Here is a 16,302-nt window from a genome sequence, read left to right as displayed (position 1 = left end):
TTTTGTTCTTTTTTTAGTTTACAAATTCAGATTCATACTCAAACTGTTTATTTTACAGTTGTTCCAATTTTTACCTCATCATTTATAACTACCAATTTTGTTTTTTTCTTTTCTGTAGTTGTTAAAAGCATTCCTTGTGACAATTCACCTTTTAACTCAACTGGATTTAGATTTAATACAGCCTGTGCTTTTTTTCCAACTAATTCCTGCTCATTTGGATACCATTTTGCAATCCCAGAAATAATCTGTCTCTTATCTTTCCCCGTATTTACAATGAATTTTAACAATTTATTTGCATTTTCAATTTTCTCTACTTTTTCAATTTGAACAACTTTTATTTCAATTTTATTAAAATCCTCTATTGTAATTGGATTTTCAATTTTCAAGTTTTCGTTATAGTCTTTTCTAGGTTCCTCTTCCAGCTCAATTCTTGGGAACAATGGAACTGCTTCATTCAATTTATTTCCAGTAGGATAGCTTTTCCATTCTTTTATGTCGTCCAGATGTAATTTTGTCACATCCTTGTCAAGTCCTAGCTGATTTATCATTTTTTGTGCAGTTTCTGGCATAAATGGCGAAATCAGCACTGCAATTTTGTAAAGTGAATCAACTAAGTTATACATAACAGTTGATAGCCTGTCTTTTTGGCTTTCGTCCTTTGAAAGTTTCCAAGGCTCACACTCATCAATATATTTATTCATCCTTGAAATAAATTTCCAAATGTCTTTTAGTCCTTCAGAAAATTGATAATTATTTATATGTTTATCTAAATCAGTCAATGTACTTTGCCACAATTCCTTAACTTCAATATCAAAACTTTCTTCAACTTCATTTAACACAACTTCTGAGTTAAAATATTTCTTTTGCATTCCAATCGTTCTATTAAGTAAATTTCCCAAGTCGTTTGCCAAATCGGCATTTATTCTCTGAACCATTGCCTTTTTAGAATAATCGGCATCCTGCCCAAAAGTCGCCTCTCTCATCAGATAATATCTAAAAGCATCCAATCCGTATTTTTCAACTTCTTCCTCTGGATTAACAACATTTCCAAGTGATTTTGACATTTTTTCACCTTCTACAGTCCACCAGCCATGTGCTGCAATCGTATTAGGCAACTTTATTCCAGCTGACATAAGCATCGCAGGCCAAATAATAGCATGGAATCTCAAAATATCTTTTCCAACAACATGATTTACTGTGCCTTTTGTCCAGACATTTGCAAATTCTTCAGGGTCTTTAGCAAATCCCGCTCCAGTCAAATAATTTGTCAAAGCGTCAAACCAGACATAAATTACATGCCCTTTTTCCAGCTCTAATGGTATTCCCCAATTAAAAGTCGTTCTTGAAATTGATAAATCCTGCAATCCTTGCTTTATAAATGCGATAACTTCATTTTTTTTACCTTCTGGCTTGATAAATTTAGGATTCTCTTCAATATACTTTAATAATGCATCTTCATATTTTGACAACCTGAAAAAGTATGAAATTTCCTTCACATCAATAACTTCTTTTCCCATATATTTTCCATCAACTAATTGATTTTCAGGAACAAAAGTTTCTTCTGAAACGCAATATTTACCCCAGTATTCACCTTTGTAAATATCTCCATTCTCATTGACTTTTTTTACAATTTCCCTGACACTGTTAATATGCCTTTCTTGAGTAGTTCTCATAAAATCAGTATTTGAAATATTTAATTTTTCCCACAAAGTTGTAAAATTTGATGACATTTTATCCACCCATTGTTGAGGTGTATATCCATTTTTTTCTGCTGCTTCTTGAATTTTTTGTCCATGCTCGTCCACTCCAGTCAAAAACTTAACATCATATCCTGTTAATCTTTTATATCTCGCTACCATATCACAAATTATTGTTGTATACGCTGTTCCCACGTGTGGTGCCGCATTAGGATAGTAAATTGGCGTTGTTATGTAAAATGCTTTTGACATATTTTTCCTCCCTCTAATTTTATAATTTATCAATATCTAAAAACTTATCTTTTTATTTAAAACTTTCTTCATTAAATTCAATATTCTTATTTTTGTTATATTTTTCACTGTAAATTTCAAATGCCTTATTTCCAGCCTGATGTATTTTTTCTTTTACTAATTTTATTGACTCTTCTAAAGTTGTTTCCTTTGTTAAGTAAAATGGCTCTGCAACATAATGAACACATCTAGAAAATGGAACAGGTATTTCAAGTTTGTCCCACATATTCTTAAAAATCCACTTTTTACTGCAATAGGAACTGACTGGAACGATTGGCATTCCTGTTTTCTGTGCTATAAAAATTGCCCCTGCCTTAGGCTCAAAAATAGGTCCTCTTGGTCCGTCTATCGCAATTCCAAGTGTATAATCTTTTTTAGCATATTTCATAGCTTCTTTTAAACTTTTTATGTTATCTCTATTCGAGGATCCTCGAATAAGCTCATTACACTCTCTTTTAAGAAGTTCAGCCAATATCTCACCATCTTTTGACGCACTTACAATAGAGGCTTTTTTCTTAATAATTCTGGTGGCATTACACACTGTAAAAATTTTTCTATGCCAGAAAACGATAATATTTGGACTATTCATTTCTACTCCATCCGCATAAAAATATTCCTTTCGTGTCATAAAACTAAGTATTCTATATACACTGTGAAGAATTGCACCTAAAAATTTATATTTATTCATTTTTTCTCCCATTATTTTTAAATAATACTCAAATCCCTTAATAAATTCATAGTTTAGGATTGAGTAAAATAATCATAACTTTTCTTAATATTTTTAGATTCTTAAAAATTTATTTAAAGATTATTTGAAATAACATTTTTATATTTGCATTTTAAAATGTTTTGCTATTTCTGAAATTTTACTTTCTATCACTTCGTTAGTTTCATTTTTTCTATAATTATCATCAAGTCTTGTACAAAGCAAAGTTGCATAACCAAATAAAAAGTACCATATTTTATTTACAGCTTTTTTGGCTTCTTCTTCCTCCAACGCTGGAAAACTTTCCAATAAATTTTGTTTTGTCAAAAGTTCATTTAACGTTTCTTCATAAAGTTTTTCAAATCTTTCTGTTGTATCTAAAAAAATTGTCCTAAATAATTCCTTTTCTTCTCTTGCAAAAATTGCAAAACCAATCGCACCACTCAATATTTTTCTTTCAGAATAATTTCCATATAAATATTTTTTTAATTTCTCTTTACACACATTTATAATTTCTTCCTTTAATTCATCAACTGTACTAAAATTAAAATAAATCGGTGCTGTTGAACATTTCAAGTAATTAGCAATTTTCCTGACACTAATATTTTGAAACCCCTCTTTTTTCATCAATTCATATCCCGCCTCAATCACTACTTCCTTCGTAAATTTAAGCCTAGACATATTTTCTCCTTTTCAGATTTCCATTTGTTTATAATTTTTATACATTAATTTTTTCATAAATGCAAAATTTCCAGCCATCATAGTTTTCTTCTGTCAAAGTTACCCATTTATCCAACTCTATTTCTGGAAAATAAGCATCTGCCTCAGTATCAGAAAAATCAATATGGCTCATATAAATCCTTTTTATAATTCCCATTTCAAGAGATTTTTTGTAAATCTCCCCTCCGCCAATAATAAAAATCTCTTCTGTAAAATCTTTATAATTTTCAATAACTTTTTGAAAATCATCATAAAACTCCAGCTTCGTAGTTTCATTTTCATATTTTTTTTTATCTTCTTTAAATTTCTCATCTGTTTTAAAAAAATCCCTAGATAAAACTATATTTGTTCGATTTGGTAAAGCCCTACCTATGCTTTTATAAGTATTTCTTCCCATAATAACAGTCTTTCCTGTTGTTATTTTCTTAAAGTTTTTCAAATCTTCAGGAATATGCCACAAAAGCTGATTATTTTTCCCAATTTCATTATTTTTCCCAACAGCGACTATTAAGCTAAACATAAACATCACCTTTCTGCTGTATCTTATTTTTTATACTAAAACTACTCTAAAATCCAAATAAGAATTTAATTTGATTTCCACTTAGGTTTTAAAGAAGTTTTAGTATAAATTTTTGATTAAACCGCAACTTCAAATTTAATTACAGGATGGCTTTCATAATCTTCTAACGTAATATCCTCAAATGTCAATTCATTAAATGGCTTATCTGCAATCTTTATTTTTGGAAGTTTTAACGTTTCTCTCGTCAATTGCTCCTTTAGACCTTCAATGTGATTTTCATAAATGTGAGCATCAATTATTGTGTGAGCAAATTCTCCAACTTCATATCCACATTCTTTTGCAATCATCATTGTAAGCAATGAGTAACAAGCCAGATTAAATGGTATCCCAAGTGCAATATCTCCGCTTCTTTGAGTCAAATGGCAGTTAAGTTTATTACCAAGAACATTAAACGCAAAAGTATAATGGCATGGTGGCAATTTACTAATTGTTGCATTCCCTGGATTCCAAGCCAAAACTATCATTCTTCTTCCATTTTTGTGATTAGGATTTGTTTTCATTTCCTTCAAAGTGTCAATAATATACTGAATCTGGTCAAATACAAGCTGTCCATTTTCTTCTCTAGTTACCCAAGGATTATTTTCATCAGCAAAAACTTCTCCATCTAATGAAATTTCAGGCACTGGATACCTTCTCCAGAATCTTCCATAAGCTGTTTCGAGTCTTCCTTCCTCATCCGCCCAAGCATCCCATATTTTCGTCTTTTTTCGCAAGTTTTTAATATGCTCTTCTCCCGATAAATACCAGAACAGCTCGTACAACATCGAGTTAAAATACATTTTTTTTGTTGTTAAAAGAGGATAACCCTCGCTTAAATCTACTTTATATGAATAAGCAAAAGTAGAAATTGTATCAACTCCTGTCCTATTTTCTTTTTTTATTCCATTGTCAAGCACATACTTAACCATATCCAGATATTGTTTCATTTTCTCTCCAATTCTATTTTTCTTACCTATTTTAATTTTATAAGACTTAAATTAATATTCAAAACCATTCTGTCTTAAAGCCTCAAACAGAACAATCGCCACAGCATTGGACAAATTCAGCGAACGTCCAAGCGGAAGCATTGGGATTGTAATATTATTTTCCTTATATTTATTTAATATTTCTTCTGGTATTCCACGTGATTCAGGCCCAAACATTATATAATCGCTGTCATTGAATTTTACGTCTGTGTATCTTTGTTTTGTTTTTGTTGTTGCAAAATAGATTTTTGCATTACTGTTTTCGATGTTTTCCTGCCAGAAGTGTTCCCAGTTTTCCCATACGAAAAGCTGTACATCTTTCCAGTAGTCTAGTCCTGCACGCTTTATTTTCTTATCATCCAGTTCAAAACCGAGAGGTTTTATTAAATGTAATTTTGTGTTTGTTAAGACGCAAGTTCTTCCTATATTTCCTGTATTTACGTGAATTTCTGGATTTAATAGAACTATGTTCATTTTATCTACCATTCTTTCTATTTAAGTTTATTTTACCATACAAATCTATTTATTTCATCAATTTTTTGTAATCTTCCAGTTTTATTCGATTAGAAGTGATTTTATTTAATTTTTTGGTAATGTTATCTCCTCTATCAAAACCACCAAATCCTATTTTTGAATTAATGTGGGTAATTGCTATGGCAAGTGCATCTGCGGCATCATCAGGCTTTGGAATTTCTTCCAATTTTAATATTAATTTTACCATTTCCTGAATTTGTTTTTTTTCAGCTCTACCATAACTTGCAATTCCCATTTTTACTTGAAGCGGAGTGTAACTGTATAAATTCAATTTATTTTTCTGCCCTACTAAAGTTATGACTCCACGAGCCTGTCCAACTTTTATTACTGTTTTTTGATTTTTAAAGAAAAATAAGTCCTCGATAGCCATATCAGTCGGTTTCCATAATTTTATTATATTTTCCAATCCATCATAAATTTTTTCTAACCTTATTGGCATATCTTCATCTTTATCCGTAAAAATACAGCCATAATCAAGTGGCGTATATTTTCCATTTTCATAATCTACAATGGCATATCCCACTATCGCTGTACCAGGATCTATCCCCAAAATTCTCATATTTCTCCTAGTCTAAATATTGTGTTTTTTATTATATCATACTCAACGGATGTATGCAAATTTCACTAAAAATTTTTTTCTATATAATTTTTGGCATAATCCACATAACTGTTCAAATCAATATCAGCATAATTGTCAAATTCATCTACACTCGTTTCGACCTTTTTTACTTTATAAAGACTACTGTTTATATCACCAAATCCGTATTTTTCATAATATTTTTCTTGTTTTTGAATAACTACTTTGTTCATTCCAGTTGTAGCAAAATATAATCGGTATTTTCTAAATTTATCAAGGACTTCCTTGCTTTCAAACATCATTTCTCCGTTTTTATCACAAGCGTAAATATCTTCGTAAACCGATGCATACATAAAAAATATATCTGGATTTTTTATAAAAATTTCCTCTACAGCCGTCATCACATCTTTTTTTTCCCAAAAATATAATTTAAGCACTTCTGCTATCCATATATGATTTTTTGGCATAATCAGCTTATTGTAGCGATATTCATTTGTTCCCTTTACTTTATCCTTTATTTTATACAAAATGGAATTTTTATTTTTCAAAAAATTATCTACATCAGTTATATCAAAAATATTGTTATACTTCTCATTTATTTGAATTTTTATTTTATTTAAAATTTCATCATTTACATTTGTTATAAAAATATTATTTTCTGATGTTGCAATTACATCTATATTTTCTTTTGTGAAAACTCTTTTTATCCGTTTTACAATACTTGTCCTGTATCTATTTAGTATATCTTTTGAAAATGAAGACTTTAATAAAAGTTCTTCTGGTATCTTCTTTATTATTTTTTTATCTTTTCCAGAAAAAAGTTTATTGTCAATGAGCCATTCGTATAAATAGTCTTTTTTTATTGATAATTTGTAAACTTTTTCCTGCAAATAATTATTATAGTCATTCATTTTCATTTTAACTGAATAATTTATTTTTGGCTGACTGGAAGAAGAAGTTTCACCATGTAAAAGCAAAGTTATTAATTTATCATTATTATAATTTAAATATTTTATTTTCTTTTTAAGCTTCATATTGTTACTGTAACTTCCATTTGTAATTATATTTAAAAGATTTTCCTTTTCATCCCAGTTACTTTTTTCTTTTATTATAAAATTGTACATTTTTTCTGTTGCCAGTACATCCTGCAGGCAATAGTCAATCACTTTATCCACAATTTCATCATATATATTTTTTTTAATTACGTAATTAAAATTGGCAAAATCCTGTTCCTCAATATTATCCCCACAATTAAACTCAAATCCTTTTACACCTAGATTCAAATTATATTCATAAGCCAAGTCATACGAGTAAAACTCATGGTTTTCATTCTTATACTCATCCTTTGGCATGTTCCTTATTATTTTTAATTCATTATTTAATTTTTTCCTGTTTACATTTGTATTTCTATATTTTAAAAGATTATTAATTACAATATCATCAAATCCGTGTCCTGCATAGGAAATTAGCACATTTTTAGAAACTATATCGTAAAAAAGTTTTTTCTGACGGTTAAAATTATCTGAGTCAATAATCAGGATTTTATCATCATTTAATTTTTTTAACACAACACAAAAATAATTTGGAAAAACTTCAATATCAAATACATATTTATTTGACTTCTTCATATATTATTATCACCACTTCTCAGTTCTGAACATTACAAAAAATATTTATCCCTTTTTAAATAAATCCTATCCCCCCGAATACTTACAATTTTCACAATTCCCTTAAATTCTCTTACATTTGTGTTCTTATTTCTCACATATATCTTAAATTTCTGATTTTCTCTTACATTTGCCCCTTTACTGGCTTCTTTGCTTATATTTTCAAATTTTTTAAACGTGTCAATTACTGTCATCCCATTTTTTAGCTTTCCATACTTCACATTTGAAACATTTATTCCGTAATAGTCCAGCACATACTCTATTTCTACAAAACAAACAATTTCCCGAATTTTTTCAGCCCTTGTATCTGAATCACTTTTTGTAGCCCAGAAAGACTCATTTTCTGTTTTTCCTTCCATAAGATTCTTCAATTTATCAATTTCAGCTTTAGCCTTTTCCAAAGTAATCGCATCTTCAATCTCAAATCTTCCAATTTTAGTTCTCACAAGTCTTGTCATTGTGGCAAAAACTCCCAATTTTTCTCCAATATCATAAACTAATGAACGGATATAGGTACCACTACTAACTTTTGCATAAAATGAAATTTTAATATTTTGAGCATTTTCTGAATTTTTATCTGGACGCATTACCTTTATTTCTCTAATTTCTGATATTTCTACATTCCTTTCGGCTCTTTCCACTTCAATCCCTTTTCTTGCCAAATCATAAAGCTTCTTCCCGTCAATTTTTATTGCGGAATACATTGGAGGAATTTGCTTTATCTTGCCTTTAAAACTGTTTACAGCCTGTATTATTTCAGAATCACTTATATTAATTTCAGAAGTATATTTTTCAACAACTGTCCCTTCTGAATCATAAGTATCTGTCTTATAGCCAAGTTCCATTTCCACATAATATTCCTTATCTTTTTTCATCAAACTGTCGGAAAATTTTGTGGCATCATTAATCATAACAATCATAAGTCCCTCGGCCATTGGGTCAAGGGTTCCAGCATGTCCAACTTTTTTGGCCTTTATCACTCTTTTCAGATGATTTATCGCCCCAAACGAACTTATCCCTTTACTTTTATTTAAAAGTATCAGTCCATCCTTTGTAAAATTCTTCTCCATTTTACTCCTTCCTATACCCGCCATACTGCTTACATTATCGGTGAAATCAGCTTAAACACAGAATTTCTTAGACGTTTAAAAAAAGTAACCTTTTTCAGCCTTATCTCGTCAAACCTTTCACACACTTCCAAATCTTCTATGAACTGTCCCTTTAAATCTCTGCTGATTTCTTGATTATAAAATACCGAGTTTACTTCGTAATTTATTTCAAAGCTCCGCATATCAAAGTTGCATGTTCCAAGTGTTGATATTTTTTCATCCACAATAATATTTTTACTGTGTAAAAATCCCGCTGTATAACGGTAAATTTCAATGCCTGCTTCAATTAATTCCGCAAAATAAGTTTCTGCTATCCAGTAAGGCATTTTCTTATCCGGCACTCCTGTAACCATTATCTTTATTTTTACTCCCGAAAGAGCCGCCATCTTTAACTGTGAAATCAAATCAGTGTCGGGAACAAAATAAGGACTTTGAATCAGCACTTCCTCCTTCGCCGTTGCAATCATTTTAGAATACAGATATTTCAAAGTTGTCCATTCGGTGTCAGGCCCGCTTGAGGAAACCTGCATCAGATATTCCAGTTTTTCTTGCTTATCTATCGGTTTTTGCTCTTCCAGTTCGTGAACTGCCTCTTTTTTTATATCTTCAATAAAATCGTCTTTTCCACCGCTGTTTAGCCAATCTGTAACAAAAATTGCTAGATGCTGCCCAATTATTTCTCCTGTAATCCGAATATTCGTATCCCTCCAGCTGTCAAATCTCTTTCCACCGTCTATATATTCCTGCCCTACATTCATGCCGCCAGTATGCACTATATTATTGTCAATCAAAGCTATTTTTCTATGATTTCGATAGTTCATCTTGGAAATAAAAAATTTAACATCTAAAAACCATCTTATCTCAATTCCAGCGTTTCTAAGTTCTTTTTTATATTTTCTAGGCAATTTCCAAGTTCCTACTCCATCAAAAAGAAGTTTTATTTTAACTCCTTCCTTAGCCTTTTTCAAAAGTGCATTTTTTATTCTTTCCCCAAGTTCATCAGCCTTCCAAATAAAATATTCCATATAAATCGTACTTTTTGCATTTTCTATATCACAAATAATCGAATCAAATGCCTCTTTTCCATGAAAAAACAATTTATACGAATCATTATTGGTCAAAAAAGTACCTTCAGCCTCATACAGCATTTTTACAAGTTCACTTTGCTGACTGCCTAAATTAATATTTTTTATCATTGTATCAATCTGATTCCGTATTGTAGCTTTTATTTCTGCTTCAGTCATTTTAGCTGTGTTTCCATCCACATTTTCAAGACGATTATAATAAAAAAAGTCCTGCGATCTAAAAATATCCGATACGTCCCGCTGCATAAAATTAAAAATCCTTGAATACAGCTTTTTTTCTTCCCCCTTCATCTTCTTAGAAATTATCTTATTCCTTCTCCAGTTAATCCCAAACAAAAGATACAAAACCGCTCCACCAAGTGGAAATGTAAAAATTGTAAAAATCCAGGCAAGCATCGCATTCGGCGATTTATCCGACAACAGTACCGATACTGTCAAAACAATAATTATCAAATAATGTAGCCTTTCAAATGGAATTATCCAACTTGAAATAATTATAGCCAGTCCATGCAGCATATTATCCTCCTCATTTTTTATTTGTTAAATTAATCTATCTTTTAACATTACATCTATAATTCTATCACTTTTAACAAAGATTTTCAATAATTCTTATTGAACAAATTCTAAAAACATGACATAACGAATTAAAATTAAAAAGTACATAAATTCATGTAAAAAACTGTTCATAATTTATTTAATTAGTTAATTTCCTTATATTAAAAATTTAAATTCCAGCTATTTTTCCATTCCTTCCACTCTTTCGGAGTTACTGTTGCTAAATCAAAATCTTTCATAAAATCATACGGATCTTTATATTTTTCAAGCGGAGTTATGTCTATTAATTCTTTTGGTGCTACTTCATTGTCAATTTCCAAGTCTATTCCGTGATATAATGCTATTTTGGCGTATATTATGACATATACATGCAAGTAAAATTCATAGTTTGGATTATTATCATTTGAAAATTTTCTTGCCACTTTCTGTTCCATCATTCCATCTATCGCTTTTTTCATCCCATCAATATTTTTCTCTGCCAGAGCCTTTAAAAATTCATAATGCAGTTCTCCGTATTTATAATAACTGTCTTTCAATGGTTTTTCCAAATATGCGGCACATCTTTTTTTTACTTCTTCAAAATCTCCTCTTATTGCATGAAGAATTACACGAATTAAGAAAAATGTTCCATAATCATTTTTTAAATAGCCATATTTATTTTTTTTACTATCATAATCATCAGGCATTATCATATCAATATTATTTTTGAAAAATGTTATAAAATCTGGATTATTAGACATAAACATTTCAAACATTTGAGAAGCTTGAGTAAACAGCCTATTACTTCTACTACAACCCAATATTAATAATTTTCCACCTATATGGCAATTTAATCTGTGTTTTTTTATATTTTTTTCAATTACTAAATCTATTGAAGAAAATTTATTATAATAATTAGATAAAGTCCACATACAAGCAAATTGATCCCCTTTCTTATTTTCTATATATTTCAATTCATCTTTATCAAAATCTTCTTCTTTTCTTAAAAAACTTGAAATTAAACTAATTCCCTTTTCGTATTTTTTCTCTCCTGCTAATATGTTTTTCATAATTCTTTCCTTTCTCATTATTATTTATTTTGTATTTCTACAGGTATAAATATTAAATCCTCATTATTTTTATCAACACCAATCCATCCTATTTTTATTTTCAAAGATACCTTTTAATTTTAAATCAAATATCTTATACTAAACCCCATTTAAATAACTAATTTATTACAAACTTTTCCAATAAAGGATAAAAACCTAGTATTTCAAAATAATTAAAATATTTTTTTTAATAAACCGGCGGAGCTTTTATTTGTTCAGCTACGACTGTTTGACGACTGCAAGGAGGAGTTTCGGAGGTGGACAAATAAAAGACGGAGTCTAGCCATAGGTTGTAGGATTTGCGGCAATGAGCAATCCTACGAAAATAAAAAAGACAACTTCAAGTTTCCCTAAAGTTATCCATTTCATTTAAAAATTATTCTCCAAAATAAGCTATTGCTTCAATTTCCACCAAAACTCCTTTTGGCAATTTGTCTACCGCAAAGGCTGATCTTGCTGGATATGGTTCAGTAAAGTATTCTGCATAAATGTTGTTTACTGCTCCAAAGTCGTTGATGTTGTCTAATAATACAGTTGTTTTTATAACGTTTTTTGTTGTTAATCCGTTGTTTTCTAAGATTGCCTTCAAGTTTTCAAGAACTTGTCTTGCCTGTTCTTCTACTGTAACAGCTTCAATTTGCTGATTTTCAGGATTTATTGCAATTTGTCCTGAGATGTACAAAAAGTCGCCTGCTTTTCTAAAGGCTGAATATGGTCCAACTGCTTCTGGTATTTTTTTCATTTCTTCCTCCTAATTTTTCGTATTTTTTAAATTTTACAATTTTATTCTATCATATTTTTTCAATATCAAAAAGATTTTTCTTTCACTTTGCTTACTATTCCCAAAATTATTATTCTGGCGAATATCCAAAGTTTATAATGTATCTCCAGCTTTCTCCCGAAACTTTTGCAAATCCAAAATAAAGCGGAATTGACAAGGCTTTTACTCCAAACCCAAATTTATAGCTTTCCTTTTCTTCAGTTCCAAATCTGTAGCTTTTTTGAGAAATGTTTGCTCTTGAGTAAGTTGTATCTAAATATACAAGTTTTGATACATTATATTGAGCTTTTAGGCTTCCAACAAAAATACTGTTTCCACGAATTTTATCTGCTGGCATTCCAGCAAATTCTAATGAATTGTCAGCTGTTCGGATTCCTCCCATTTTTGGTCTGTAAGTTTCTGGAATATTATCCCCATAAGATGTTAAATATGCTACTTTTGGGCTAATTGTAATTTTTTCGCCAATAGGTATATTAATTTCTCCACCTGCACTTAACGAGTTAAATTTAGCCTTTTTTGCATTTGCTAATGTATATTTTGAAAATAAATGCACTCCTTTTGTTGCAAAGTTTATACTGTCTCTTATGTCGTAATCTAGCTGGGCTTCAAAGTATGGGAATGATTTTCTTACATTTTCAGCATTATTCTGATGTTTTGTCACATCTGAAATCTGATAGCCTCCACCAATTGAGAATAACAGATTTTTATACATTTCAAATCCAATTCCTGCTCCAATTTTGAATTTTCTGTTTTCAAAGTTGAAATATCCGTTATTGTATTTCTGATTTTTTATAATATCACGTTTGTATTCAAATTCGCTGTAAATCAAGGCTTTCGAATCTTTTCCAAGTTCAGCGGTAGCCTTACCTCTTGCCCCATATTCATTTGCAACCGTTCCAGTTACTGAATATCTGACATTCGTATTATTTATAATTTTACTTCCCTGAAAACCAACATTTACTGTTGCCAAGTCCTCGTTATTTATATTTCCCGAAAGTGTCAAATAGTCACTCGGTTTTTCCTGCACATTTATTACTAAATCATTGTCCTTCACTTCGTAATAAACCGTTGTAAAATCACCATTTTGATAAATATTATTAATTATTTCCTCCATATCCAGCCTGCTTAAAACACCAAGTTTTTTAGGCAAAAATTTATCAAAATATGCTTTTTTATATTTTTTGTTACCTTCTATCACAACTACTGTAATATTGTACTCATCGCTCCAAGTCCGTCTAAACTCTTTCCGTTTTTCCTCCAGCTTTTCATAAAGTTCAGGATTTGATAATTTTCTGATTTCATCTATATTTTCTCTCGCTATTTTCTCTCCAGCCGCAATAAGTTCTTTTACCTTTGAAAAATCATAAGACTCAAATTTTTCCAAATCTGGTTTCATATATAAATCAAGCATACGAATTTGACGCTCCACTTCCTGCCTTCCAGCAATTGTTGTGGAATCTGTAATTACGTCAACCAAATTCATTTTATTCTCATCTCTTTTTGTAAATCCGTCTCCTACATTCACTCCAATTGTATAATCTGCTCCAAGCACCTTCACATCCTGCACAGGTAAGTTCCGTGTAACTCCTCCGTCAATGTAAAGCCTTTTTCCATCCCGAATTGGTGCAAAAATTGACGGCAACGATAAACTTTCCCTAATTGCCGTTGCAATCGAGCCTTTATCAATCATAACACCTTCTCCAGATTCCAAATCAGTAGCAACTGCCGCAAACTTTCTCGGAAACTTCCTAAAATCCTGTATTCCAATTGCTCCATAAAAAATTTCATTCAGCCTTTGACTAGCAGTTTTTCCCCCAACGACTCCACTAGGTAATTTTGGCATAAAATTTTTCATTGGAATTACCGTACTATTCCTATCTTCAATTGAATTTCTTATAGCCCCCTTGTCCTTTCTCTCGATTTTATCGCTAAAAAGTCCCAGCCAATCCATGCTAATTGCAATTTCCTCAATTTCCTGCGGAGTATATCCGACGCTATACATTCCTGCAATAATGCTTCCCATACTCGTTCCAGTCGCATATTCCACAGGCACCTTCTCTTCATCCAGAACCTTCAATATTCCAATATGAGCAAGCCCTTTCGCTGTTCCCCCACTAAGCACCAGCCCAATTCTCTTATTCTCCTGAAAAGCTATATCTTTTTTATTTTCTAATTTTTTTTCTTTGTTTAAAATATTCCTGTCCAATTCTATTTTAATTTCATTTTCCAAAACTTCTTTTTCGCTGTCTTTTTTACTTTCCATCAAATTTTGTTCATCTTTTTTTAGCACAAAATAATTTTCATCTTTTAGGCTTTCAGAAATCCCAAAACTATTTACCAAAAGAAAAATAATTAAAAACAAAAAACTTTTTCTTTTTTCAGTCATTTATGTCATCCTCCTCTTTTATTAAACTTAATTTATAAAAATTTATCTATAATCATTAATACAGTTCACTTTTTAATTTTGTATTAGGCTGTTTGGTTTAATAATTACTTTTTTATTTATTTTTTTAAATAATTGACTCTCTAGTCATTTTACTATAAGAAAATTTTATTTCTCTTATAAATTCACTAAAGTTTTGAGTAAATTATAATATTTCAAATAATTTTTCAAGTTTATTTACTTCATACTTCGGAATAATCCCAGTATCATTCACATTATTTCGTAAATTTACCCAGCAAGTGTCAATTCCAGCGTTTTGTCCACCTTTTATATCTGCTCCTAATGAATCACCTATCATTATAACTTCAGATTTATCCATTATTTCAAAATAATTCATTGCATATTCAAATATTCGTTTATCAGGTTTATTTACACCAACTTCATCAGAAATGATAATTTTATCAATATATTTAGCTATTGTTGAATTTTCTATTCGCGAATGCTGTACTTCTTTTATTCCGTTAGTTACAATTCCAACTTTGTATTTTGAATGTAAGTATTCACACAGTTTTTCAGTTGCTTCAAATGGAAAAATCCCTTCTCCCAGTTTTTTCAAGTATAGCTCGCTCATTTTATACGGATCATATTTCAAATCAAATTCTCCAATTATTTTTTCAAATCTTACAATCTTTAATCTATCCTTATCCACAGCCCCTTTTTCTAAATCCTTCCACAACTGGAAATTCACATCTTTGTATCTATCTTTTATCTTTTCATAAATTTCTTCTTTTTTATCATTACTTAATTTACTTTCCACAAAAAATCCTAATTCTTCAAAAGTGTTCCTAAACGCTGTTTTTTCAGTTTTTGGATAATCAAAAAGTGTATCATCCAAGTCTATTAATACAAGTTTGTAGTTCATTTTCTGCTCCTTTATTTATTTTATCTAAAATATTCCCATCATTTTTTAATGTTTTTTAAAATTTCTTTTTTTCAGTTTAGGCATTGGAATATACCATATTGACAATGAAATAAATCCTATTATTAGCATAAGCATTGGATTAAATAGACCTATCACAAAAGAAGAAATTTGTAAAATCGTTGTTATTTTGTGTCTTTTAAGGCTTATTACTGTTTTCTTTAGCTTTATATTCTCAGGATCTGCTTTCACAAGTTCATTACAAAGCCACGAATAAATAGTATTTTCTCCTAATAGAAAAAATATATACACACATTCCACCAAATAACTGTAAGGATTTTCAGAAACCCACAATGTTATATATGGAAACAAAGTATTTAAAAACAATAGAAGCATCTATATTTTAACTATTTTAGAATTTATTTTCTCAACCTTGTCAAATATCATATGATGAGTATCCCAAAATATTACAAACAGCGTAAATGTAGTTATATATGCAAAATAATTCACTCTATTTTCCCAAACGGCTGCCAATGTTGTACCTTTTATTTTAGGCAGCTCCAATACCAAAACTGTTATTATAATCGCTATAACTCCATCAAAAAAGCCTACTAATCTGTCTTTTTTCATCTTACTACTTCTCCT

16 protein-coding genes are annotated in these 16,302 nt (G+C 30.1%); all 16 read right to left on the bottom strand.

Features of this window, described 5'->3' with window-relative positions:
* Positions 1 to 47 precede the first annotated feature (47 nt).
* Positions 48 to 1,949 carry a methionine--tRNA ligase gene (gene metG / locus QU666_RS04825; protein WP_021769395.1) on the bottom strand — a complete coding sequence of 634 codons (1,902 nt, stop codon included), beginning with the start codon at positions 1,947 to 1,949 and terminating at the stop codon, positions 48 to 50.
* Positions 1,950 to 2,001: 52 nt separating this feature from the next.
* Positions 2,002 to 2,676: a lysophospholipid acyltransferase family protein gene (locus QU666_RS04820; RefSeq protein WP_036071055.1), complete on the bottom strand. Its 675-nt coding sequence runs from the start codon at positions 2,674 to 2,676 to the stop codon at positions 2,002 to 2,004.
* A gap of 138 nt (positions 2,677 to 2,814) precedes the next feature.
* Positions 2,815 to 3,375 (bottom strand): TetR/AcrR family transcriptional regulator, encoded by a 561-nt coding sequence (locus tag QU666_RS04815; protein ID WP_021769393.1) that lies wholly within the window; start codon positions 3,373 to 3,375, stop codon positions 2,815 to 2,817.
* A gap of 37 nt (positions 3,376 to 3,412) precedes the next feature.
* On the bottom strand, positions 3,413 to 3,934 hold the full coding sequence (locus QU666_RS04810) for a dihydrofolate reductase (RefSeq protein WP_021769392.1): 522 nt from the start codon (positions 3,932 to 3,934) through the stop codon (positions 3,413 to 3,415).
* Between the two features lie 116 nt (positions 3,935 to 4,050).
* Positions 4,051 to 4,920 (bottom strand): thymidylate synthase, encoded by an 870-nt coding sequence (thyA, locus tag QU666_RS04805; protein WP_021769391.1) that lies wholly within the window; start codon positions 4,918 to 4,920, stop codon positions 4,051 to 4,053.
* A gap of 51 nt (positions 4,921 to 4,971) precedes the next feature.
* Positions 4,972 to 5,433: a tRNA (cytidine(34)-2'-O)-methyltransferase gene (locus tag QU666_RS04800; RefSeq protein WP_036071052.1), complete on the bottom strand. Its 462-nt coding sequence runs from the start codon at positions 5,431 to 5,433 to the stop codon at positions 4,972 to 4,974.
* Positions 5,434 to 5,482: 49 nt separating this feature from the next.
* Entirely contained in the window at positions 5,483 to 6,052 is a 570-nt protein-coding gene (ruvC, locus tag QU666_RS04795) for a crossover junction endodeoxyribonuclease RuvC (RefSeq protein ID WP_021769389.1), read from the bottom strand.
* A gap of 65 nt (positions 6,053 to 6,117) precedes the next feature.
* On the bottom strand, positions 6,118 to 7,698 hold the full coding sequence (locus tag QU666_RS04790) for a hypothetical protein (protein WP_021769388.1): 1,581 nt from the start codon (positions 7,696 to 7,698) through the stop codon (positions 6,118 to 6,120).
* A gap of 32 nt (positions 7,699 to 7,730) precedes the next feature.
* Positions 7,731 to 8,807, bottom strand: coding sequence for a tRNA pseudouridine(55) synthase TruB (gene truB / locus QU666_RS04785; protein WP_036071050.1), 1,077 nt, complete (start codon positions 8,805 to 8,807; stop codon positions 7,731 to 7,733).
* Positions 8,808 to 8,836: 29 nt separating this feature from the next.
* Positions 8,837 to 10,447: a cardiolipin synthase gene (gene cls / locus QU666_RS04780; protein ID WP_021769386.1), complete on the bottom strand. Its 1,611-nt coding sequence runs from the start codon at positions 10,445 to 10,447 to the stop codon at positions 8,837 to 8,839.
* Positions 10,448 to 10,647: 200 nt separating this feature from the next.
* Entirely contained in the window at positions 10,648 to 11,535 is an 888-nt protein-coding gene (locus tag QU666_RS04775) for an Imm49 family immunity protein (RefSeq protein ID WP_232218454.1), read from the bottom strand.
* A 415-nt stretch (positions 11,536 to 11,950) separates the two neighbouring features.
* Entirely contained in the window at positions 11,951 to 12,316 is a 366-nt protein-coding gene (locus tag QU666_RS04770) for a Rid family detoxifying hydrolase (RefSeq protein WP_006803498.1), read from the bottom strand.
* A 109-nt stretch (positions 12,317 to 12,425) separates the two neighbouring features.
* Complete coding sequence (locus QU666_RS04765; RefSeq protein ID WP_021769384.1) at positions 12,426 to 14,741, bottom strand: patatin-like phospholipase family protein; 2,316 nt, start codon at positions 14,739 to 14,741, stop codon at positions 12,426 to 12,428.
* Positions 14,742 to 14,943: 202 nt separating this feature from the next.
* Complete coding sequence (locus QU666_RS04760; protein ID WP_021769383.1) at positions 14,944 to 15,660, bottom strand: YjjG family noncanonical pyrimidine nucleotidase; 717 nt, start codon at positions 15,658 to 15,660, stop codon at positions 14,944 to 14,946.
* A gap of 45 nt (positions 15,661 to 15,705) precedes the next feature.
* Positions 15,706 to 16,053: a hypothetical protein gene (locus QU666_RS04755; RefSeq protein WP_021769382.1), complete on the bottom strand. Its 348-nt coding sequence runs from the start codon at positions 16,051 to 16,053 to the stop codon at positions 15,706 to 15,708.
* Positions 16,054 to 16,287: a TMEM175 family protein gene (locus QU666_RS04750; protein WP_021769381.1), complete on the bottom strand. Its 234-nt coding sequence runs from the start codon at positions 16,285 to 16,287 to the stop codon at positions 16,054 to 16,056. It abuts the gene before it with no gap.
* Between the last annotated feature and the right edge of the window lie 15 nt (positions 16,288 to 16,302).

The organism is Leptotrichia sp. HMT-225, from assembly GCF_030644325.1.
Taxonomy (GTDB): Bacteria; Fusobacteriota; Fusobacteriia; order Fusobacteriales; family Leptotrichiaceae; genus Leptotrichia; species Leptotrichia massiliensis.
Note: the sequence above shows the minus strand (reverse complement) of the source record. Positions and strands in the feature narration are given on the sequence as shown.